Below are 21,536 nucleotides of genomic sequence, written 5' to 3' on the forward strand. Positions count from 1 at the left end.
GGGGAGGTGAAAGGGAATTTACGTGTTTGACGTAAACCTCTTCGACGAGCTTCGCATCGGCCTGGCTACTGCTGACGACATCCGTCGTTGGTCGCATGGTGAGGTCAAGAAGCCCGAAACGATTAACTACCGCACGTTGAAGCCGGAAAAGGACGGCCTGTTCTGCGAGCGCATCTTCGGTCCTACCCGTGACTGGGAGTGTGCGTGTGGCAAGTACAAGCGTGTCCGCTACAAGGGCATCATTTGTGAGCGTTGTGGCGTCGAGGTCACTAAGTCGAAGGTTCGCCGTGAGCGCATGGGCCACATTGAGCTGGCCGCGCCGGTGACCCACATTTGGTACTTCAAGGGCGTCCCGTCGCGCCTCGGCTACCTGCTGGATCTTGCTCCGAAGGATCTGGAGCGCATCATTTACTTCGCCGCAAACATCATCACCAGTGTTGATGAGGAGGCGCGTCACAACGACATGTCGACGCTCGAGGCGGAGATGCTGCTCGAGAAGAAGGAAGTCGAGCAGGACGCGAATGCCGAGATTGCGGAGCGTGCGCAGAAGCTGGAGGAGGACCTCGCTGAGCTCGAGGCTGCCGGTGCGACTGCTGCTGCCCGCAAGAAGGTGCAGAACGCTGCTGACAAGGAGATGCAGCACATCCGCGAGGCCGGCGAGCGCGAGGTCGAGCGCCTCGACGAAATTTGGTCCACCTTCCAGAAGCTTGCTCCGAAGCAGATGATTATCGACGAGTTCCTCTACGAAGAGCTCGTGGACCGCTACGAGGACTATTTCACCGGCGGCATGGGCGCTGAGGCGATCCAGACGCTGATCCGCAACTTCGACCTCGAAGCTGAGGCGGAGGAACTGCGCACCATCATCGCTGAGGGCAAGGGCCAGAAGAAGGTCCGCGCACTGAAGCGCCTGAAGGTTGTGGCTGCGTTCCAGCGTTCCGGCAACGATCCTGCCGGCATGATCCTGGACGCGATCCCGGTGATCCCACCAGAGCTGCGTCCAATGGTGCAGCTCGACGGTGGCCGTTTCGCCACCTCGGACCTGAATGACCTGTACCGTCGCGTAATTAACCGCAACAACCGTTTGAAGCGCATGATTGACCTGGGAGCCCCAGAGATCATCGTGAACAACGAGAAGCGCATGCTGCAAGAGTCTGTCGACGCCCTCTTCGACAACGGCCGTCGTGGCCGCCCTGTCACGGGCCCAGGCAACCGTCCGCTGAAGTCCCTGTCTGACCTGCTGAAGGGTAAGCAGGGTCGCTTCCGCCAGAACCTGCTGGGTAAGCGTGTGGACTACTCTGGCCGTTCGGTCATCATTGTTGGTCCGCAGCTGAAGATGCACGAGTGTGGTCTGCCGAAGCTGATGGCGCTCGAGCTGTTCAAGCCGTTCGTGATGAAGCGCCTCGTGGACAATGAGTACGCGCAGAACATTAAGTCGGCGAAGCGCATGGTGGAGCGCCAGCGCCCTGAGGTGTGGGACGTCCTCGAAGAGGCGATTTCCGAGCACCCAGTGCTGCTGAACCGTGCACCAACCCTGCACCGCCTTGGCATTCAGGCGTTCGAGCCGAAGCTGGTCGAGGGTAAAGCAATCCAGCTGCACCCGCTGGCCTGTGAGGCGTTCAACGCTGACTTCGACGGTGACCAGATGGCAGTCCACCTGCCACTGTCCGCGGAGGCGCAGGCAGAGGCCCGCATCCTGATGCTGTCCTCGAACAACATCCTGTCCCCGGCATCCGGCAAGCCACTGGCGATGCCTCGCCTGGACATGGTGACCGGCCTGTACTTCCTGACCATGGAAAAGGGCGAGGACGAGATCGGCGGCGAGGGTCGTTTCACCCCAGCCGACGAGAACGGCCCAGCCAAGGGCGTGTACTCCTCCTACCGTGAGGCCATCATGGCTTACGACCTGGGTGTACTTGGCCTGCAGGCACCGATCAAGGTGCGCATCGACCACCTGCGTCCGACGATTGAGATTGAGGCTGAGCAGTTCCCAGACGGCTGGTCGAAGGGCCAGGCTTGGATGATGGAGACCACCCTTGGTCGCATCATGTTCAACGAGCTGCTTCCGTTCAACTTCCCGTACCAGGAAGGCGCGATGGTCCGTAAGGGCGGCGGTGCCGGCAAGGTGCTGTTGGGCGACATCATCCAGTCGATGGTGGAGAAGTACCCAATGATTACCGTTGCCCAGACGCTGGACAAGCTGAAGGACGCCGGTTTCTACTGGGCGACCCGTTCCGGCGTGACCATCTCCATGTCCGACGTGTTGGTGCTTCCGAACAAGACGGAAATCCTTGAGCAGTACGAGCAGCGCGCCGAGGAGATCGAGCGCAAGTACTGGGAGAAGGGTGCCCTGACCGAGGAGAACCGCTACGACCGTCTCGTGGAGCTGTGGCAGGACGCCACGAACCAGGTCGGTGAAGCAGTTGAGGCGCTGTACCCGGATGACAACCCGATTCCGATGATCGTGAAGTCTGGCGCTGCCGGTAACATGCGTCAGATCTGGACCCTGGCCGGCATGAAGGGCATGGTCGTGAACTCGCGCGGTGAGTACATCACCCGCCCGATCAAGACCTCCTTCCGCGAAGGCCTGACAGTGATGGAGTACTTCAACAACTCCCACGGTTCCCGAAAGGGCCTGGCGGATACGGCACTGCGTACCGCAGACTCCGGCTACCTGACCCGCCGTCTTGTCGACGTCGCCCAGGACGTCATCGTCCGCGAGCACGACTGCGGCACCCGCCAGGGAGTCAAGGTTCCAGTTGCGCAGCTTGCCGGTGAGAAGTTCGTCCGCGACGAGTTCGTCGAGACCTCCGTCGCTGGCCGAGTACTGGCATCCGACGCGAAGGACGCCGAGGGCAACGTTGTGCTCGAAGCCGACGCTGAGCTTTCGGAAGAGCGTATCGACGCCCTCGTCGCCGCCGGTGTCGAGGAAGTCAAGGTCCGTTCCGTCCTGACCTGCCAGACCCCAACCGGCGTCTGCGCGAAGTGCTACGGCAAGTCCATGGCATCCGGCAAGCTTGTCGACATCGGAGAAGCTGTCGGTATCGTGGCTGCACAGTCGATTGGTGAGCCTGGTACCCAGCTGACCATGCGTACCTTCCACCAGGGTGGTGTCGGCGGCGACATTACCGGTGGTCTGCCACGTGTTCAGGAGCTGTTCGAGGCCCGCGTGCCGAAGAACTGCGCCCCGATCGCATCCGTGGCCGGCACCGTCACCCTCGAGGACGAAGGCAACTTCTGGACGCTCACCATCCACCCGGATGACGGCTCCGACGTTGTGGTCTACGAGAAGCTGTCGAAGCGCCAGGGCCTCGCACAGGTCCGCCGCCCGATGGAGTCCAACCCGAACGCGATGATCGAGCGCTCCCTACGTGAAGGCGACCACGTCAACGTGGGCGACCGCCTCCTGCGCGGCGCTGCTGACCCGCACGACGTGCTCGAGGTTCTCGGCCGCCGTGGTGTGGAGAAGCACCTCATCGACGAAGTGCAGGCCGTGTACCGCACCCAGGGTGTGTCCATCCACGACAAGCACATCGAGATCATCATCCGCCAGATGCTGCGACGCGGCACCGTCATCGACTCGGGTACCACCGAGTTCCTGCCGGGTACGCTCGTGGACCTGTCGGAGGCACGCCAGGTCAACGCTGCGGCTGTCGCCGACGGCGGCGAGCCAGCAGAGATGCGCTCCGAGATCATGGGTATCACCAAGGCCTCCCTGGCAACCGAGTCCTGGCTGTCCGCCGCCTCGTTCCAGGAGACCACGCGTGTGCTCACGGACGCTGCTATCAACAAGCGTTCTGACCAGCTGATCGGTCTGAAGGAGAACGTGATCATCGGTAAGCTGATCCCGGCTGGTACCGGTATCTCGCGCTACCGCAACATTACGGTCAAGCCGACGGAAGCCGCCCGCTCCGCCGCCTACTCGATCCCGTCCTTCGGCGACGGCATCTACGGCGACGAGGCATACGGCGACTACACCGGCGCCTCCGTCCCACTGGAGGAATACGGGTACGACCAGATCTAGTGACTCTGGCTTATAGCTAGGTCTGCTACCCCAGCACCAGCGCCCCGCCCCCTGAACCCAGGGAGGCGGGGCGCTTTGCCTTAGGCGCTGTACACGCCGTGGGCGTCAACTCCGCGAGCCCACTGCAATACCAGCGCGTGGCCCCGCTGTGCGGCGGCGTCCTGCAGCTGGTCGATGTTTTGCTCGATGACGGACCCCGGCCACAACGTAGTACGCAGCTGCAGTCCCATGCCATGTTCGCGGGCCGCGGCGCACACGATGTCGAGGCTTTCCCACATCCGTGCGGCCACCACGCTGGTGACACCAGCGACCGAGGGTAAGTGCTCGGGAAGCGCCTTGACGTCGAACCCGATCCAGTCGGGGCGGGTAGCCGAGTCAGCGAGAATGGAACCCAGCCTCGCGGGAACGTAACCACTCGTGTGTAGCCCGACGGGAAACCCGATCTCATGGGCCGCGGCAATCGCTTCGCCGAGGCCTGCGCATGCGAGTGGTTCGCCGCCGGAAATGACGAGGGCGTCAATAAGTCCGTGTCGAGCCCGCAGTAAGTCGAGCACTTCCGAGAAATCGTGGGGAGCAGGAGTAAATTCCTGCAAGCTAGGGTTGTGGCAGTAGCTGCAGCGCAGTGGGCAGCCTTGTGTGAATGCCGTGACCGTGAGACGGCCGGGCCAGTCGGTGGCGGAGAACGGAATGATCCCCGCCACCGGCAGGTTAGGCGAAGGCTTCTGCGAAGTAGTGACGCTCAGCGAACTCACCCTTCTTCCCAGTGTTGAAGCTTTGCACGGGCCGGAAGTAGCCCATTACGCGCGTCCACATTTCGGTGGCGCTTCCGCAGTGCGGGCATTCGGGGTGCTCGCCGGAGATGTAGCCGTGGTTTGCGCAGATGGAGAACGTCGGCGTGATAGTGATGTACGGCAGGCGGAAGGTTTCTAGGCTGCGTCGTACGAGCTTGGCGGTTGCTTCGCCACTGGACATTGCTGCGCCCATGTACAGGTGAAGCACCGTGCCGCCGGTGTACTTCGTTTGCAGGTCCTCCTGGGCAGCGAGCGCCGCGAACGGATCTGGAGTGTGCGCAACAGGCAGCTGGGAGGAGTTGGTGTAGTACGGCTGCTCCTCGGTACCTGCCTGGATGATGCCGGGATAGCGGGCACGGTCCTCGCGTGCGAAGCGGTACGTTGCGCCTTCCGCGGGGGACGCTTCTAGGTTGTAGAGGTGCCCTGTACGTTCCTGAGCTTCCGTGATACGGGCATTGATGTGGTCGAGCAGGCGCGCCACAAGTGCGTGGCCTTGGGGGTCGGTGATGTCGTAGGCGTCGTGCGTGAAGTTGCGTACCATTTCGTTGCAGCCATTGACCCCGATGGTGGTGAAGTGGTTGTCAAACCCCGGTAACCACCGTTTCGTGTACGGGTATAGCCCCTTATCGAAGCAATCTTGCACAAACGCGCGACGCCGCTCCAGCGTATCGACAGCCACCTCGATCAACTCGTCAACCCTGCGCAGTAGCGCAGCCTCATCGTTGGGGAAGAGGTACCCGAGGCGCGCGCAGTTCAGGGTGACTACGCCAATGGAGCCAGTGAGCTCCGCGGAACCGAACAGACCGTTTCCGCGCTTGAGTAGCTCACGCAGGTCGAGTTGGAGGCGGCAGCACATCGAGCGGATCATGCCTGGGTCCAAATCCGAGTTGAGGAAATTTTGGAAGTAGGGGAGGCCGTACTTGCCAGTCATGTCGAACAGGGCTTTCGCGTTTGGCGAGCCCCAGTCGAAGTCCTTGGTGATGTTGTACGTCGGGATGGGGAAGGTAAATGGTCGGCCGTCGGCGTCGCCTTGGGACATAACCTCAATGAACGCGCGGTTGATCATGTCCATCTCTTCTTGGAGCTCGCCGTAAGTGAAGTCGACAGGGTCTCCACCGATGAACGGAGTCTGCTCAGCGAGGTCCTGAGGGCACGTCCAGTCAAATGTAAGGTTTGTGAACGGAGTCTGCGTCCCCCAACGCGAGGGAACGTTGAGGTTGAAGACGAACTCCTGCATGTGTTGCAAGACGTCCTCGTAGGTGAGCGAGTCCAGCCGCACGAATGGTGCCATGTAGGTATCGAAGCTGGAGAATGCCTGCGCGCCAGCCCATTCGTTCTGCAGTGTGCCGAGGAAGTTCACTACTTGTCCGCACGCGGAGGAGAAATGTTTTGGTGGCAGAGAAGATATCGTGCCAGGTACCCCTCCGAACCCTTCTTCAAGGAGCTGCCTCAATGACCACCCTGCGCAGTACCCGGAGAGCATGTCGAGATCGTGGATGTGGAGGTCGCCGTTGCGGTGGGCATTGCCGGCGACGTCGGAAAACACTTCGTCCAGCCAGTAGTTGGCGGTGATTTTGCCGGCGGAGTTGAGAATCATTCCGCCGAGCGAGTAGTCCTGGTTGGCGTTTGCGTTGATGCGCCAGTCAGCGCGGTGGAGGTATTCGTTGATGGTGGCTTGGGGGTCGACGTTGTTGGCGGCCATGCTGCTTCCTTTCTCTCGGTTCGTAACTAACGTAGCTGTAATTCCATTGGTCGTATTTAGTAGATATGGACACAAAGAGTCACTGAGGTACAACATGTGGTAGCCATGGGGGTGTGTGCCCTTGGTGGACGTCGGACGATAGGGGTAGGTGTAGTAGCGTTGCTATGCATCTTCAGCACACCCTCGAATAGGGGTATGTGCTGTGGAGGAAGTTTCGGTCTTGCAAAGCTGGGGTGGTTCGTGATACTCTGTCGGACGGTTCACCACCTCAAGGTGAAGTGTCTGATCGTTTTCGCATAAACGTGGCGGAGCGTTCTGGACGTGCGGCAGGGCCCCGGGAAAGAGCCCTCATTTTTGCATGTTCAGGCGATTGTCCGCCTCAGCGTAAAAATTAGAAGGAAAATCTATGCCAACTATCCAGCAGCTGGTCCGCAAGGGCCGCCACGACAAGCGTGGCAAGGTAGCAACTGCAGCGCTGAAGGGTTCCCCGCAGCGTCGTGGCGTGTGCACCCGCGTGTACACCACCACGCCGAAGAAGCCGAACTCGGCGCTTCGTAAGGTTGCTCGTGTTCGTCTGACCTCCGGTATTGAGGTCTCCGCATACATCCCAGGTGAGGGCCACAACCTCCAGGAGCACTCCATGGTGCTTGTCCGTGGTGGTCGTGTGAAGGACCTCCCGGGTGTTCGCTACAAGATTATTCGTGGTTCCTTGGATACCCAGGGTGTCAAGGATCGTAAGCAGGCTCGTTCCCGCTACGGCGCAAAGAAGGGACAGTAATCAGAAATGCGTAAGCAGCAAGCTCCGAAGCGTCCCATCGTTAAGGACCCGGTATACAACTCTGAACTCGTGACCCAGCTGGTCAACAAGGTGCTTCTCGACGGCAAGAAGTCCACCGCTGAGCGCATCGTCTACGGTGCGCTCGAGATCTGCCGTGAAAAGACCGGCACCGATCCGGTTGGCACCTTGGAAAAGGCACTCGGCAACATCCGTCCTGACCTTGAGGTTCGCTCCCGTCGTGTCGGTGGCGCTACCTACCAGGTTCCAGTCGAGGTGAAGCCAGTTCGTGCAACCACTCTGGCTCTGCGCTGGATGGTCACCTTCACGCGCCAGCGTCGTGAGAACTCGATGATCGAGCGTCTCGCTAACGAGATCCTGGACGCATCCAACGGCTTGGGTGCATCCGTGAAGCGTCGCGAGGACGTCCACAAGATGGCCGAGGCAAACCGCGCGTTTGCTCACTACCGCTGGTAGTCGCCGGTAGGTCATATATGAGACAAAACGCCCGGACCATGCTGACACGGACAACGTGTGCACAATTGCATACGTGGTTACCCACCAATGTGGGTGCACGTGCGGCGTCCGGGTTTTTGTTTTGAGGTGACTTGCAGGCCGACTCTGCCCATCTTGGGCAAACAGTGGCACAATGAACTAGGTAAATATTCGCCAAGACGTGTGCAGCACGTCGACGACTTTTAAGTTGGGGTAAATAACGTGGCACAAGAAGTGCTTAAGGATCTGCACAAGGTCCGCAACATCGGCATCATGGCGCACATCGATGCTGGTAAGACCACCACGACAGAGCGCATTCTGTTCTACACCGGTATTAACCGCAAGGTCGGCGAGACCCACGACGGTGGCGCAACCACCGACTGGATGGAGCAGGAGAAAGAGCGCGGCATCACCATTACGTCCGCAGCAGTGACCTGCTTCTGGAATAACAACCAGATCAACATCATCGATACGCCGGGTCACGTGGACTTCACCGTTGAGGTTGAGCGTTCCCTGCGCGTGCTCGATGGCGCAGTTGCTGTGTTCGACGGCAAGGAAGGCGTTGAGCCGCAGTCCGAGCAGGTCTGGCGTCAGGCTGCAAAGTACGACGTTCCGCGTATCTGCTTCGTCAACAAGATGGACAAGCTGGGCGCTGACTTCTACTACACCGTTGGCACGATCGTCGATCGTCTCGGCGCGAAGCCGTTGGTAATGCAGCTTCCGATCGGTGCTGAGGATGACTTTGACGGCGTCGTTGACCTTCTTGAGATGAAGGCAATGCTGTGGCCGGGCAAGGTCGAGACCGGCACCCCTGCGCAGATCACCGAGATCCCGGACGATCTGAAGGAAAAGGCTGAGGAGTACCGTGAGAAGCTCGTCGAGACCGTTGCTGAGTCCGACGAAGAGCTCATGGAGAAGTACTTCGGCGGCGAAGAGCTCACGATCGAGGAGCTCAAGGCTGGCATCCGTAAGCTGACCGTTAATTCGGAAGTTTACCCAGTGTTCTGTGGTACTGCGTACCGCAACAAGGGTGTCGAGCCTGTGCTGGACGCCATCGTCGATTACCTGCCTTCTCCGCTGGATATCGGCGAGGTTCACGGCACCTCCGTCGACGGTGAGGAAGACCTCACGCGTAAGCCTTCCGTTGATGAGCCGTTCTCTGCACTGGCGTTCAAGATTGCTGTGCACCCGTTCTTCGGCAAGCTGACTTACGTGCGCGTGTACTCGGGCCAGGCTATCCCGGGCGAGAACATGATGAACTCTACCAAGCAGCAGCGTGAGCGCGTGGGCAAGCTCTTCCAGATGCACGCGAACAAGGAGAACCCGGTTGAGCACGCTGACGCCGGCAACATCTACGCGTTCATTGGCTTGAAGCACACCACTACTGGTGACACCCTGTGCAACCCTGATCACCCGATCATCCTCGAGTCCATGGACTTCCCGGATCCGGTTATTCAGGTTGCTATTGAGCCGAAGACCAAGGCTGACCAGGAGAAGCTGGGCACCGCTATTCAGAAGCTTGCTGAAGAGGACCCAACCTTCACCGTTCACCTGGATGAGGAGACCGGCCAGACCGTTATCGGCGGCATGGGCGAGCTCCACCTCGACGTCCTCGTTGACCGCATGAAGCGCGAGTTCAAGGTCGAGGCGAACATTGGTTCTCCACAGGTTGCGTACCGCGAGACCATCCGCAAGAAGGTGCAGTCCCTGGACTACACCCACAAGAAGCAGACTGGTGGTTCCGGTCAGTTCGCAAAGGTTATCGTTTCCATCGAGCCTTACAACCCGGATCCAGAGACCCTGGAAGAGGGCGAGAGCGCAACCTACCTGTTCGTCAACGAGGTCACCGGTGGTCGCGTGCCGAAGGAGTACATCCCTTCCGTGGATGCCGGTATCCAGGACGCGATGCAGTACGGCTACCTCGCTGGCTACCCGCTGGTCAACATCAAGGCAACCCTCGAAGACGGCGCTTACCACGAGGTTGACTCCTCCGAAATGGCCTTCAAGATGGCCGGTTCGCAGGTGCTCAAGGAGGCCGTCGCTAAGGCGAAGCCAGTGCTGCTCGAGCCGCTGATGGCTGTTGAGGTTGTCACGCCTGAGGAGTACATGGGTGACGTCATCGGTGACCTGAACTCCCGTCGTGGCCAGGTCAACTCGATGGACGACCGCTCTGGCGCCAAGGTTGTCAAGGCTGTTGTTCCGCTGTCGCAGATGTTCGGCTACGTTGGTGACCTGCGCTCCAAGACGCAGGGTCGCGCGAACTACACCATGGTGTTTGACTCCTACGGTGAAGTTCCGTCCAACGTCGCTCAGGAAATCATCGACGCCCGCAACGGCAACTAATCGCTGCTCCCTGCTTCTCGACGGCCTGCTCACGTGCCAGTGAGCGTGACCGGTAGAAGGGAGCAGGGATGGCCGCTAGTAGCGGTCGCGCTGGAATCGCCACAAGATTGAAGTGGTGGTTTGAGCCGGCCGTTACTCGCGACGAATGATCCCGGAACTTTCGGTCTGACGGTTTGAAAATCAGACTGGGAATCTCTAGGATCAGGTAACTGGCACATTGTGAATGAGCCGACGCCTTTTCGAAGGCAAAGGCAAATGTAAACCACGTGGCTGCGAAGGTCGTAGCCACCATGAAGTCCTAGGAGGACATACAGTGGCAAAGGCAAAGTTCGAACGTACAAAGCCGCACGTCAACATCGGTACCATTGGTCACGTCGACCACGGTAAGACGACCACCACGGCTGCTATCACCAAGGTGCTCGCTGACAAGTACCCGGAGGAGAACAAGTCCTTCGCGTACGACGCGATTGACAAGGCGCCGGAAGAGCGCGAGCGCGGCATTACCATTAACATTTCCCACGTCGAGTACAACACTCCTAAGCGTCACTACGCACACGTGGATGCTCCAGGCCACGCTGACTACATCAAGAACATGATCACCGGTGCTGCTCAGATGGACGGCGCAATCCTCGTGGTTGCTGCTACCGACGGCCCGATGCCTCAGACCCGCGAGCACGTTCTGCTTGCTCGCCAGGTTGGCGTTCCTTACATCCTCGTTGCCCTGAACAAGTGCGACATGGTCGACGATGAGGAAATCATCGAGCTCGTCGAGATGGAAGTTCGTGAGCTTCTCGCAGAGCAGGATTACGACGAAGAGGCTCCAATCGTTCACATCTCCGCTCTGAAGGCTCTTGAGGGCGAGGAGAAGTGGGTTGACTCCATCGTTGAGCTCATGGAAGCTTGCGACAACTCCATTCCGGACCCAGTTCGCGAGACCGACCGTGACTTCCTGATGCCGATCGAGGACATCTTCACCATTTCCGGCCGCGGTACCGTTGTTACCGGCCGTGTTGAGCGTGGCGTCCTGAACCTCAACGACGAAGTTGAGATCATCGGTATCCGCGAGAAGTCCACGAAGACCACCGTCACCTCCATCGAGATGTTCAACAAGCTTCTCGACACCGCTGAGGCTGGCGACAACGCAGCTCTGCTGCTTCGTGGCCTGAAGCGTGAGGACGTTGAGCGTGGTCAGGTTGTCATCAAGCCGGGCGCTTACACCCCTCACTCCAAGTTCGAGGGCTCCGTCTACGTCCTGTCCAAGGACGAGGGTGGCCGTCACACGCCATTCTTCGACAACTACCGTCCTCAGTTCTACTTCCGCACCACCGACGTTACCGGTGTTGTGCACCTGCCTGAGGGCACCGAGATGGTCATGCCTGGCGACAACGTCGACATGTCCGTCGAGCTGATCCACCCAGTCGCTATGGACGAGGGCCTGCGCTTCGCTATCCGCGAGGGCTCCCGTACCGTCGGCGCTGGCCGCGTCACCAAGATCCTCGGCTAATTCAGTCCGATAACGTGACGTAAAGGTCACTCCCCATCGGGGAGTGACCTTTTTTCATGCCTACAGTGCGTTGGGAAGGCAACGGTTCTAGGACCACTATGTCCTGCAGCTGGTCACCGTGCTGTTACTTCAGTGCATTGGGCACCGCCGACTTAAGGGACATTTTGTGTGTAACTAGCCGCGTCCAGCCCACCCCTTTCTCACGGCTAGACCGGGGTTGCATTGACGATCATTGCCAGTATTGAATTCTTTCAGCCGCCCATTCAGTGCACCGCTGTGTGCAAGATCGTCTCTCGCCCCGCAGGCTGTATGGCAGCTCAGTTAGCGGCATACCCCACTTGCTTCCCGGTCATGTTCGTGCCCTGGCCAGTATCGTGCACGCCAGGGCTTTGCTCGTCCCCCTGGCAGTATGCGATCGCCCAACGCGTAGAGAGACCGGTTCTTGTTCTCTAGAGCCACCAATCTCGCTGCGCTACCCGCAGACTCGATACATCCCACACGTCAGACGTCATCCGGCGTTCAATTCTCAAGACCGGCGAATGGAACTGTTTTGAAAACCATATCGGCAGTCCGGGAAACCGAATAGATATATACACACAAAATGTCCCTTAAGCCGCACCGTCTGGACACGAAAAGCTCCCCACCTGTTGGTGGGGAGCATTCGCGTGAGTACTTTTAGGCGCTAACCTGGTCGAAGTGCAGCTTCCACAGGGTATCCACGTTCATTGTGTGGTTTGCCATTCGGAAGTCCTGATCGGCGCGTTCGAGAACGTCAACGACTTCGTCAAGCGAGAATGCTGGGTTGGCAATCGCAACGAATTCAACGGTCGGCCTGGTCTCGACCATCGCAACTTTGGCGTCGGCAGAGTTGATGATGGGGTCCATAGCCAAGTGGTGGCACGCCGCTTCGGCGACGCGTTTGACGTTGATTTCGGTTGTGCCATGCTCGGCGTCGGCCGCGGTGATTGCTCGGGTCGAGAATCCGCGGCTGCGAATATTTGCGATGACAGCCCACAGTCCAAGAAGTACCAGCACGACAGCACCGACGATCAGCGCTGTGTTGTACCAGGAACGGTAGGGAAGATTGCTGATCACGACTGGATCGACCTGCTGGATCCATTCGCTCACGTAGGGGATGTCCCAGAAGTACGTGAGTGGGATAAACCCGACGCAGAGCAGGAGAACGCCAATGATGAACACGAGCAGGCGGTCAAAGAACGCAAGTGTCTTGGTCATTTACTTCGCCTCCTGTTCAGCAACTGGTGCTGGCGCTTCGGTCTTGATGGTGATGGCGGGTACCTGCTCCAGACGCTGGAACTCACCAACGAGAGTTTCGTGCGCTTGCTGCTCGACATCGGGCCGCTGGACGTCGGTCTGCATTGTGAGCGTCAATTTGTTCCGGTCCGCTTTGGTACGCGCATGGTTTGCGCCAAACTGAGACGTTGCAAGGAACGTCGACTTCCGCGCAATATCCACGGGTCGCGTCCAGATCGAAACCGGTGACTGCACGCGTAGATGAGTTTTCTGGCGTGGCTTCAACGACGCAATCACGAGCGCAAGCCCCACCAACATCACAACGATGCCGACGGCGACGGCTACCCACGTAATGTCAATGAGATTCAACGTCAACTGGTCGTAGAGCTCGGGGAGCCATTCGGTTTGGCCATCTGCTTCTTGGAGGCGGACCCAAACGTCGTGCCCGATAACAACGGCGCCCCCGAGGAACGCCAGGCCGGCGAGCACGGTGATCCAGCGTGCAACTGGGCTAGCTTTCGGTGCGGCAGCCGGGTGCGGGCCTACTGGGGCGACGGGCGTATTAGGTTCGGTCATAGTACTTCACCGCCGGTTTGATCGTAATTTCACGAAGCGGCTGAGGTTGCGGTGCCGATACCGTCGTCGGTGCCGCAGTGCGCTTCACGCGAATGGGCTTGAGCGGCGCAGGTTGCGGAACGCTCGGGCTATATACGCGCTGTTTGCGTGTTTGCACGCCAAGCAGTCGGGCAGGCTCCGGCGTTTGTGGACGGAAAACCCGCGTGGGCTGTGCTTCGAAGCCCTTGGTACGCACGGGGTACGGAGTCGGAGCGGCAATGGATTTCACAGAGACTGGCTCTGGAACGTGGGTGTCCGTCAGGTCGTCGACAAGCGAGCGAGCGACGATATCGTGCAACGGTTCCGGCTCCTTCGTCGTCGGGGACTCTACGTCCAAAGGCTTGACCTTCAGCGGAGTCGGGATGATGAACGACTGGTGGTTTGCAACGTCGTCCCACGAGACGGGTTCACCGGCGTTCGCGGTGACGTTTGCCACCTCGATATTGACGCTGGAGACGTCAAGCCCAGTCAAGGTCCGGATGTGCGAGATGATCGTTGAACGCACCGCGTCCGTGATGGCAGCAATGGGGGCAGGGTAAGTAGTAGCGATCTCGGCTTCGACGGCCGCGGTGCCTGAAACTCGGTCCAGGCGGACATCGATTTGGGGAAAGCTGCGGCCTGCCAAACCTGCAAGCTTTGCGTCCATTTCGATCGTGCCGGGCACTGACGAAGCCGCCACCTCAGCAATCTGCGCGATGACGCGCTCACTGAGATGGAATTGGTTCGACGCCATTAGCTACGACCCTTGCCCGAGCTGGTGCTCAGGATTTCTGCGAGGTCCAGCTTGCCATCAAGCTGGGCGCCGACGACACCACCAATGACGGAGAAGAGAACGAGCCAAAGTAGCCCGAGTCCGCCGCCAAAGGTGACGAAGAAAGCAACGATAATGCCGATAATGACACCGGTTAACGCTTTGTTAGATAAAAGATTCATTGTTCACCACTTACTTGTAGTTGTGGGTACGCAACGCGGACGCCCTAACGGGCGTTCCTATTCGGCGTCGGCGACAACAACGTCGACGAAATCGACATCGGTGGCGCGCAGGGTAGCGGTGCGTACGTCGTCGGCGACGGAGTGAATGTCCCGTTCGCTCGAAACGTCGTAAATAAAGTTGACTTCAAGGCCGCGGAGGTTGGGGTCTGAGGATCGCGTCGCGGGTTTGAGCCCTTCGATCCGCTCGCCGGGTAGCAGGAGGGCAACTTCACCGAAGAACCCGCCATGCATACCCGCAACGCCGGGGACAGCCAAAATGGCGTCCCGGGCGGCTTCGGCCACCTCGCGGCTAACGGAGGTGTACGCCATAACTACTGAGCCAGCGCCTGGTTAGCGTTGTAGGCGGCCTCGTTGGACTCCTCGTTGTCCTGCTCCGGCAGGTGGACGTCGTGAACAGTGACGTCGACGCGGTCAACGATAAGGCCGGTCATGCGGGTCACAGCAACAGTGATGTTCTCGCGGATGGCGTTTGCGAGCTCGTGGATGGCGACGCCGTACTCCGCAATAATTGCAACAGCGACGGAAGCGTGGCCGTCCTCGACAACGACATCGACGCCCTGCTGAACATTGGTGGAGGAGGTCAGCGACTCGCGAACAGCACCCCACATGCGTGCAGCGCCACCGCCCAGGTTGTAAACTCCGGAAACTTCGCGGGCGGCGATGCCGGCGATCTTGCCGACGACGTTGTCGTCGATCATCGTGGTGCCGTGCTCAGTCTCAAGGTTGGAGTTGCGGGTGCGAACCTGCTCTGTCTCCTTTGCCTCGGTGGTGGCAGGAGTGTTCTCGGTTGCATTGTGGTCGGCCATGGAAAATCCCTTCGTCTATATATTGGGTAAAGAAAAGTACGACGGACAGACGCCCGTGTAAACACCCAGGGTACACAGCAACCAGCTAGCTTGCCTGAATCGATGCAAAAATTTCCGAATGGATATCACTCTGCAACCAAACTGAAATGTTCGGAGAAGGGGTTGCACTTCTTGCAAGAACGTGTTTTAATACTCGGGTTGCCTCGACATGATGGCCGCAAGGTTGTGATGGTGGGGTAAACATGACACCTTCCAAAGAAGGTTTTTATCTAGGTTAACTAGGTGAGAAACCGGAGAAGGGACATGGCAAATAAACAGCGGCAGTACGCAAGGGTCACGCACCCTTCCGAGTCTGACACCCCGATGCACGTGTGCACCGAGGCGGAAGCACTGAAGTAAGCGCGCAGTTTATTGTCGCGTTACTCACCTTCCGGAAGTGTCAAACAGTCAATGAAAACGACACTGGCGTTGAGCCATGGGCCCAGCCCGGACAACGTTATAGAGAAACTAGAAGCTACAACCCCACCGCTTCGTTCAGAATGTGGGGATGCGAGGAAGAGGTAAGCGTGGCGGGACAGAAGATCCGCATCAGGCTGAAGGCCTACGACCACGAAGCGATCGACGCATCTGCGAAGAAGATCGTTGAGACGGTCACCCGCACGGGTGCCCGCGTCGTTGGACCGGTGCCGTTGCCCACAGAGAAGAACGTGTACGCCGTTATTCGTTCTCCCCACAAGTACAAGGACTCTCGCGAGCACTTTGAGATGCGCACGCACAAGCGTCTCATCGACATTCTCGATCCGACGCCGAAGACGGTTGACGCGCTCATGCGTATCGACCTTCCTGCAAGCGTTGACGTGAACATCCAGTAATCACTAGAGATCCGACAACCTGTAAGTAGTGGAGAACTAATACATGTCTGATAACCAGATCAAGGGCATTCTGGGCACCAAGCTCGGCATGACCCAGATCTTCGACGACGAGAACCGTGTTATCCCGGTTACCGTCGTTGAGGCTGGGCCGTGCGTGGTCACCCAGATCCGTACACCAGAGACTGATGGCTACTCCGCCATCCAGATTGCTTACGGCGACATCGATCCCCGTAAGACGAACAAGCCAGAGGCTGGCCACTTCAAGAAGGCTGGCGTCACCCCACGTCGCTACGTAGCTGAAATCCGCATGGATGACACCTCTGCGTACGAACTCGGCCAAGAGATCACCGTCAATCTGTTTGACGGCGACGTCTTCGTCGACGTTGCTGGCACCACCAAGGGCCACGGCTTCGCTGGCGCAATGAAGCGCCACGGCTTCGCGGGCCAGGGTGCAGCACACGGTAACCAGGCTGCTCACCGTCGCGTTGGTGGCATTGGTGGCGCGTCTACGCCGGGTCGCGTGTTCAAGGGCAAGCGCATGGCTGGCCGTATGGGCGGTAACCGCGTTACTACCCAGAACCTGAAGATTCAACGCATCGACGGCGACAACAACCTCCTCCTCATCAAGGGTGCAATCCCTGGTGCGAAGGGTTCTGTTGTTACCGTCAAGACCGCAGTGAAGGGCGGTGCTCACGCATGACGAACCTGACGTTGAACGTCCACACCGCAGACGGAAAGACCAACGGTTCCGTTGAGCTTCCGGCAGAACTTTTTGACCGTGAAGCTTCCATTCCCCTGATGCACCAGGTTGTGACAGCTCAGCTGGCAGCCGCTCGTCAGGGCACTCACGCCACCAAGACCCGCGGCATGGTCCGCGGTGGTGGTAAGAAGCCATTCCGCCAGAAGGGCACCGGTCGCGCTCGTCAGGGCTCGATCCGCGCGCCACACTTCACCGGCGGTGGCATTGTCCACGGTCCGCAGCCGCGTTCTTACGCGCAGCGCACCCCAAAGAAGATGATCAAGGCTGCACTTGCTGGTGCACTCACTGATCGTGTTCGCAACGAGCGCATCCACCTCATTGAGGAGCTTGTTCCGGGCCAGAAGCCTTCGACCAAGTCTGCTCGTGCGTTCATTGAGCGTCTGACTGACCGTAAGTCGGTGCTGCTCGTGATCGGCCGTGAGGATGTTAACTCCCGTCTGTCCGCAAGGAACCTGCCGGGCGTCACCATTCTTGAGCCGGCGCAGCTGAACACCTACGACGTGCTGAACGCCGATGACGTTGTGTTCTCGGTTGAGGCGCTGCACACCTTCATCAACCGTGGCAAGGCTGAAGCTGCGGAGGAGGAGAAGTAAATGGCTAAGATCGTGAATTCCCGCGACATCATCATCGCGCCGGTCCTCTCTGAGAAGACCTACGCGCTGATGGAGCAGAACACCTACACGTTTTTTGTAGCGAAGTCTGCTAACAAGACCCAGATCAAGATTGCCGTGGAAGAGATTTTCGGCGTCGACGTCGCTTCGGTGAACACCGTGAACCGTGAGGGCAAGCGCAAGCGTTCCCGCACTGGTTTCGGTAAGCGCAAGGACACCAAGCGCGCCTACGTTACTCTCCGCGAGGGCAGCGATCCCATCGACATCTTCGGCGGCGCAGCCGTCTAAGTGACTCGATAGAAAAGGACAAAATATGGCTATTCGTAAGTACAAGCCGACAACCCCGGGTCGCCGTGCCAGCTCTGTTTCGGAGTTCGAGGAGCTTACCCGCTCCACTCCGGAAAAGTCGCTGCTGCGCCCGCTCCCGAAGAAGGGTGGCCGCAACACGCACGGCCACATCACCACTCGTCACCGTGGTGGCGGCCACAAGCGTCGCTACCGCGTGATTGACTTCCGTCGTTCGGACAAAGACGGCGTGCTGGCAAAGGTTGCTCACATCGAGTACGACCCGAACCGCACCGCTAACATTGCTTTGCTCCACTACTACGACGGAGAGAAGCGCTACATCATCGCTCCGAAGGGCCTGAAGCAGGGTGCCGTCGTTGAGGCTGGTCCTAACGCCGACATCAAGGTTGGTAACAACCTCCCACTGCGTAACATCCCGACCGGTACGACGATCCACGCTGTTGAGCTCAAGCCTGGTGCAGGTGCGAAGCTTGCTCGTTCCGCAGGCGCTTCTATCCAGCTGCTCGGTAAGGAAGGTTCCTACGCAGTGCTGCGTATGCCGTCCTCCGAAATTCGCCGCGTGGACATCCGCTGCCGCGCAACCGTTGGTGAGGTCGGCAACGCTGACCAGATCAACATCCGCTGGGGTAAGGCTGGCCGTATGCGCTGGAAGGGCTGGCGCCCAACGGTCCGCGGTGTTGTCATGAACCCTGTGGATCACCCACACGGTGGTGGTGAAGGTAAGACTTCCGGTGGTCGTCACCCAGTGTCCCCATGGGGCAAGAAGGAAGTTCGCACCCGCAACCCAAACCGTTACTCAAACAACATGATCGTGCGACGCCGTCGCTCGAAGAACAAGAAGCGTTAAGAGGAGGTAGTAAGACATGCCACGTAGCCTAAAGAAAGGCCCGTTCGTCGATGAGCACCTCCTCAACAAGGTGGACGCTCAGAACGATGCAGGCACCAAGCAGGTAATCAAGACCTGGTCTCGCCGTTCGACCATTCTCCCAGATTTCATCGGACACACTTTCGCCGTCCACGACGGCCGCAAGCACGTCCCGGTGTTTGTCGACGAGTCCATGGTCGGCCACAAGCTCGGCGAGTTTGCACCAACCAAGACCTTTAAGGGTCACGTCAAGGAACAGAAGGGACGTCGATAAGCAATGGCTGACACCATCACCACTGCATCCGCGACGGCCAAGTTCGTTCGTGTTTCCCCGATGAAGGCGCGCCGCGTGCTCGCCCTCGTCCGTGGGAAGTCCGTCTCCGAGGCTCTCGCAGTCCTGAAGTACGCACCACAGGGTGCTGCGAAGGACGTCGCCAAGGTTGTTGCATCTGCAGCCGCCAACGCTGAAAACAACTTCGGTTTGGACCCGCGTACGCTGGTCGTCTCCGAGTGCTGGGCAAACGAAGGTCCGACCATGCGTCGCTTCCAGCCACGCGCTCAGGGTCGCGCATTCCAGATCCGGAAGCGCACCTCGCACATCACCGTAGTTGTCGAGTCCAAGGAAGGGGCGAAGTAATGGGCCAGAAGATTCACCCACACGGCCTGCGCCTGGGTATCACGTCCGACTGGAAGTCCCACTGGTACGCCGACAAGAACTACGCTGATTACGTCGCAGAAGACATCAAGATCCGCGAGTTCCTGTCCAAGGGCCTCGAGCGCGCCGGTATCTCCGACGTTGTCATCGAGCGCACCCGTGACCGCGTCCGCGTCGACATTCACACTGCCCGCCCGGGCATCGTGATTGGCCGTCGTGGCGCTGAGGCTGACCGCATCCGCCGTGAGCTCGAGAAGCTCACCGGCAAGATGGTTGCGCTGAACATCCTCGAGGTCAAGAACGTCGACGCCGACGCGACGCTCGTTGCTCAGTCCATCGCTGAACAGCTGGTCAACCGCGTTGCGTTCCGTCGTGCGATGCGCAAGGCAATCCAGTCCGCTATGCGTAACCCACAGGTCAAGGGCATCAAGGTCATGACCTCGGGTCGTCTCGGCGGCGCTGAAATGTCCCGCGTTGAGCGCTACCACGAAGGCCGTGTGCCACTGCACACCCTTCGTGCTGAGATCGACTACGGCATCGCAGAAGCACACACGACCTTCGGCGTCATCGGCGTCAAGGTTTGGATCTACAAGGGCGACGTCGTCGGTGGCGTGCGCGAGTCCGAGCTCAACGCTCCGTCGAACGAGCGTCGTGGCCGTGGCGATCGCCGCCCACGCCGTGGTGGCCAGCGCCGCCAGCGTGCAGAGCAGAAGCAGGAGGGCTAATCAATGCTTATTCCTAAGCGTGTGAAGTACCGCCGCCAGCACCGCCCGACTCGTTCTGGCGTGTCCAAGGGTGGCAACACGATCAACTTCGGTGACTACGCTCTGCAGGCTCTCGAGCCGGCGTACATCACCAACCGTCAGATTGAGGCGGCTCGTATTGCGATCAACCGCCACGTCAAGCGTGGTGGCAAGGTCTGGATCAACATCTTCCCGGACCGTCCGTTGACGCAGAAGCCGCTCGGTGTTCGTATGGGCTCCGGTAAGGGCCCTGTCGAGAAGTGGGTCGCTAACGTAAAGCCGGGACGTATTCTCTTTGAGATGTCCTACCCGAACGACGCAACCGCTATCGAGGCACTGCGCCGCGCAGGCGCGAAGCTGCCTTGCAAGGTTCGCATCATCAAGAAGGAGGACCAGTTCTAATGGCAAACGGTACCCCCGCATCCGAGTTCCGCGAGCTCAACGACGAAGAGCTGCGCGCTCGTCTGTCCGAGGCAAAGGAAGAGCTGTTTAACCTGCGCTTCCAGCTTGCTACCGGCCAGCTGACCAACAACCGCCGCATCTCCACCGTGAAGCGCGACATCGCACGTATCTACACCGTGCTGCGCGAGCGCGAGCTCGGCCTGTCCGTTGTTCCGGGAGCTGAGGCTTAATCATGAGTGAGGCAAACGTGAACGAACAGACCAACGAGAAGCGTGTTCAGAAGAACCGCCGCGGCTACGTCGTCTCCGACAAGATGGACAAGACCATCGTTGTCGAGGTCGAGGACCGCAAGTCCCACGCCCTGTACGGCAAGATCGTCCGTACCACCAAGCGCGTGAAGGCACACGACGAGGAGAACACCGCCGGTGTTGGCGACCTCGTCCGCATCCAGGAGACGCGTCCGCTGTCCAAGGACAAGCACTTCCGTCTCGTGGAGATCATTGAGAAGGCACGCTAAACCCATCCGGTAGACGCGTCCGACTCAAGGACAACTCAGCACCACCCCCGAGTTTCGCAACTTGGGGGTGGTGCTTTTTTGCGTTTCGGTACACTTTCTGGTGTTCGATACAACCAATTTGAAGGAGTCCATGATGGGTACTGGTAAGTTTTGCGTCACCGTTGCACACGCGAAGGATAATGAGGACCTGGCGACGCTCGGCTTCGTCGTCGCCAATGCTGCTGTTGGTTCCGCGCAGGACACGATGGTGTTCCTGTCCTCTGAGGGTGCTCGCCTGGCGGTGAAGGGCTACGCGGACGACATTCATGAGGAGGGCTTCGCTCCAATCAAGGAGTTGATTGAGAACTTCGTTGCTGCAGAGGGCAAGCTGTACGTGTGCGCGCCTTGTGCCAAGAAGCGTGGCTTCGGGGAAGAGGATCTTATCGACGGCGCCACCATCGTCGGCGGCGCAAAGCTGGTTGAGTTCCTGGCAGACGGCACCCCAAGCGTTTCCTACTAAGGCAACG

At 59.3% G+C, this 21,536-nt stretch carries 25 protein-coding genes; 17 read left to right on the forward strand and 8 right to left on the reverse strand.

The genetic code is table 11. From position 1 onward, the window contains the following. Positions 1-22 precede the first annotated feature (22 nt). Positions 23-4,021, forward strand: a complete 3,999-nt coding sequence (locus ACXIUA_RS01720; protein WP_070477529.1) for a DNA-directed RNA polymerase subunit beta' — start codon at positions 23-25, stop codon at positions 4,019-4,021. A gap of 80 nt (positions 4,022-4,101) precedes the next feature. Here the strand turns inward: ACXIUA_RS01720 and ACXIUA_RS01725 are convergent, their stop codons facing one another. Continuing rightward, the gene (locus ACXIUA_RS01725; protein WP_457975955.1) at positions 4,102-4,764 is read right to left on the reverse strand and encodes an anaerobic ribonucleoside-triphosphate reductase activating protein; all 663 of its coding nucleotides are present in this window, start codon (positions 4,762-4,764) and stop codon (positions 4,102-4,104) included. Beyond that, on the reverse strand, positions 4,730-6,514 hold the full coding sequence (locus tag ACXIUA_RS01730; protein ID WP_288792841.1) for a ribonucleoside triphosphate reductase: 1,785 nt from the start codon (positions 6,512-6,514) through the stop codon (positions 4,730-4,732). The genes ACXIUA_RS01725 and ACXIUA_RS01730 overlap by 35 nt, the downstream gene beginning before the upstream one ends. Before the next feature lie 406 nt (positions 6,515-6,920). Between ACXIUA_RS01730 and rpsL the strand changes: the two genes are divergently transcribed. From rpsL to tuf, 4 genes are all read left to right on the forward strand, one after another. Further along, positions 6,921-7,292 carry a 30S ribosomal protein S12 gene (rpsL, locus tag ACXIUA_RS01735; RefSeq protein WP_070363116.1) on the forward strand — a complete coding sequence of 124 codons (372 nt, stop codon included), beginning with the start codon at positions 6,921-6,923 and terminating at the stop codon, positions 7,290-7,292. A 6-nt stretch (positions 7,293-7,298) separates the two neighbouring features. Then, a complete protein-coding gene (gene rpsG, locus ACXIUA_RS01740) occupies positions 7,299-7,766 on the forward strand; it encodes a 30S ribosomal protein S7 (RefSeq protein ID WP_070363115.1) in 468 nt (155 codons plus the stop codon). A gap of 240 nt (positions 7,767-8,006) precedes the next feature. Next, on the forward strand, positions 8,007-10,127 hold the full coding sequence (gene fusA / locus ACXIUA_RS01745) for an elongation factor G (protein ID WP_070363114.1): 2,121 nt from the start codon (positions 8,007-8,009) through the stop codon (positions 10,125-10,127). Positions 10,128-10,440: 313 nt separating this feature from the next. Next, entirely contained in the window at positions 10,441-11,631 is a 1,191-nt protein-coding gene (tuf, locus tag ACXIUA_RS01750; RefSeq protein ID WP_070363113.1) for an elongation factor Tu, read from the forward strand. Positions 11,632-12,306: 675 nt separating this feature from the next. Here the strand turns inward: tuf and ACXIUA_RS01755 are convergent. Genes ACXIUA_RS01755 through ACXIUA_RS01780 form a run of 6 tightly spaced genes read right to left on the reverse strand, consistent with a single transcriptional unit; the run spans position 12,307 to position 15,299 of the window. Continuing rightward, positions 12,307-12,867, reverse strand: a complete 561-nt coding sequence (locus tag ACXIUA_RS01755; protein ID WP_070477533.1) for an Asp23/Gls24 family envelope stress response protein — start codon at positions 12,865-12,867, stop codon at positions 12,307-12,309. Continuing rightward, positions 12,868-13,461: a hypothetical protein gene (locus ACXIUA_RS01760; RefSeq protein ID WP_070477535.1), complete on the reverse strand. Its 594-nt coding sequence runs from the start codon at positions 13,459-13,461 to the stop codon at positions 12,868-12,870. After that, positions 13,448-14,233, reverse strand: a complete 786-nt coding sequence (locus ACXIUA_RS01765; RefSeq protein ID WP_070477536.1) for an Asp23/Gls24 family envelope stress response protein — start codon at positions 14,231-14,233, stop codon at positions 13,448-13,450. The genes ACXIUA_RS01760 and ACXIUA_RS01765 overlap by 14 nt, the downstream gene beginning before the upstream one ends. Continuing rightward, on the reverse strand, positions 14,233-14,433 hold the full coding sequence (locus ACXIUA_RS01770) for a hypothetical protein (RefSeq protein WP_070363109.1): 201 nt from the start codon (positions 14,431-14,433) through the stop codon (positions 14,233-14,235). Before ACXIUA_RS01770 ends, ACXIUA_RS01765 begins: the two co-directional genes overlap by 1 nt. Before the next feature lie 57 nt (positions 14,434-14,490). Next, a complete protein-coding gene (locus ACXIUA_RS01775; RefSeq protein ID WP_070363108.1) occupies positions 14,491-14,802 on the reverse strand; it encodes a hypothetical protein in 312 nt (103 codons plus the stop codon). A 2-nt stretch (positions 14,803-14,804) separates the two neighbouring features. Then, the gene (locus ACXIUA_RS01780; protein ID WP_070363107.1) at positions 14,805-15,299 is read right to left on the reverse strand and encodes an Asp23/Gls24 family envelope stress response protein; all 495 of its coding nucleotides are present in this window, start codon (positions 15,297-15,299) and stop codon (positions 14,805-14,807) included. Positions 15,300-15,865: 566 nt separating this feature from the next. On the opposite strand from ACXIUA_RS01780, the gene rpsJ reads away from it, so the two are divergent. From rpsJ to ACXIUA_RS01840, 12 genes are all read left to right on the forward strand, one after another. Beyond that, positions 15,866-16,171 (forward strand): 30S ribosomal protein S10, encoded by a 306-nt coding sequence (gene rpsJ, locus ACXIUA_RS01785; protein WP_003848085.1) that lies wholly within the window; start codon positions 15,866-15,868, stop codon positions 16,169-16,171. A 43-nt stretch (positions 16,172-16,214) separates the two neighbouring features. Beyond that, on the forward strand, positions 16,215-16,871 hold the full coding sequence (rplC, locus tag ACXIUA_RS01790; protein WP_070363106.1) for a 50S ribosomal protein L3: 657 nt from the start codon (positions 16,215-16,217) through the stop codon (positions 16,869-16,871). After that, positions 16,868-17,524, forward strand: coding sequence for a 50S ribosomal protein L4 (gene rplD, locus ACXIUA_RS01795; RefSeq protein WP_070363105.1), 657 nt, complete (start codon positions 16,868-16,870; stop codon positions 17,522-17,524). Before rplC ends, rplD begins: the two co-directional genes overlap by 4 nt. Next, positions 17,525-17,830: a 50S ribosomal protein L23 gene (gene rplW, locus ACXIUA_RS01800; protein ID WP_070363104.1), complete on the forward strand. Its 306-nt coding sequence runs from the start codon at positions 17,525-17,527 to the stop codon at positions 17,828-17,830. 25 nt (positions 17,831-17,855) lie between these two features. Further along, positions 17,856-18,695 (forward strand): 50S ribosomal protein L2, encoded by an 840-nt coding sequence (gene rplB / locus ACXIUA_RS01805; protein WP_070363103.1) that lies wholly within the window; start codon positions 17,856-17,858, stop codon positions 18,693-18,695. Positions 18,696-18,711: 16 nt separating this feature from the next. Next, a complete protein-coding gene (gene rpsS, locus ACXIUA_RS01810; protein WP_070363102.1) occupies positions 18,712-18,987 on the forward strand; it encodes a 30S ribosomal protein S19 in 276 nt (91 codons plus the stop codon). Positions 18,988-18,990: 3 nt separating this feature from the next. Further along, the gene (rplV, locus tag ACXIUA_RS01815; protein WP_070363101.1) at positions 18,991-19,350 is read left to right on the forward strand and encodes a 50S ribosomal protein L22; all 360 of its coding nucleotides are present in this window, start codon (positions 18,991-18,993) and stop codon (positions 19,348-19,350) included. Continuing rightward, positions 19,350-20,093, forward strand: a complete 744-nt coding sequence (gene rpsC / locus ACXIUA_RS01820; protein WP_070363100.1) for a 30S ribosomal protein S3 — start codon at positions 19,350-19,352, stop codon at positions 20,091-20,093. Before rplV ends, rpsC begins: the two co-directional genes overlap by 1 nt. Before the next feature lie 3 nt (positions 20,094-20,096). Beyond that, positions 20,097-20,513 (forward strand): 50S ribosomal protein L16, encoded by a 417-nt coding sequence (gene rplP, locus ACXIUA_RS01825; RefSeq protein WP_070363099.1) that lies wholly within the window; start codon positions 20,097-20,099, stop codon positions 20,511-20,513. Then, positions 20,513-20,743, forward strand: coding sequence for a 50S ribosomal protein L29 (gene rpmC / locus ACXIUA_RS01830; RefSeq protein ID WP_070363098.1), 231 nt, complete (start codon positions 20,513-20,515; stop codon positions 20,741-20,743). Before rplP ends, rpmC begins: the two co-directional genes overlap by 1 nt. A gap of 2 nt (positions 20,744-20,745) precedes the next feature. Next, positions 20,746-21,030 carry a 30S ribosomal protein S17 gene (rpsQ, locus tag ACXIUA_RS01835; RefSeq protein ID WP_070363097.1) on the forward strand — a complete coding sequence of 95 codons (285 nt, stop codon included), beginning with the start codon at positions 20,746-20,748 and terminating at the stop codon, positions 21,028-21,030. Between the two features lie 130 nt (positions 21,031-21,160). Beyond that, complete coding sequence (locus ACXIUA_RS01840; RefSeq protein WP_218160230.1) at positions 21,161-21,529, forward strand: DsrE family protein; 369 nt, start codon at positions 21,161-21,163, stop codon at positions 21,527-21,529. Positions 21,530-21,536: the final 7 nt, after the last annotated feature.

This window comes from Corynebacterium sp. UMB8791 (genome assembly GCF_054166365.1).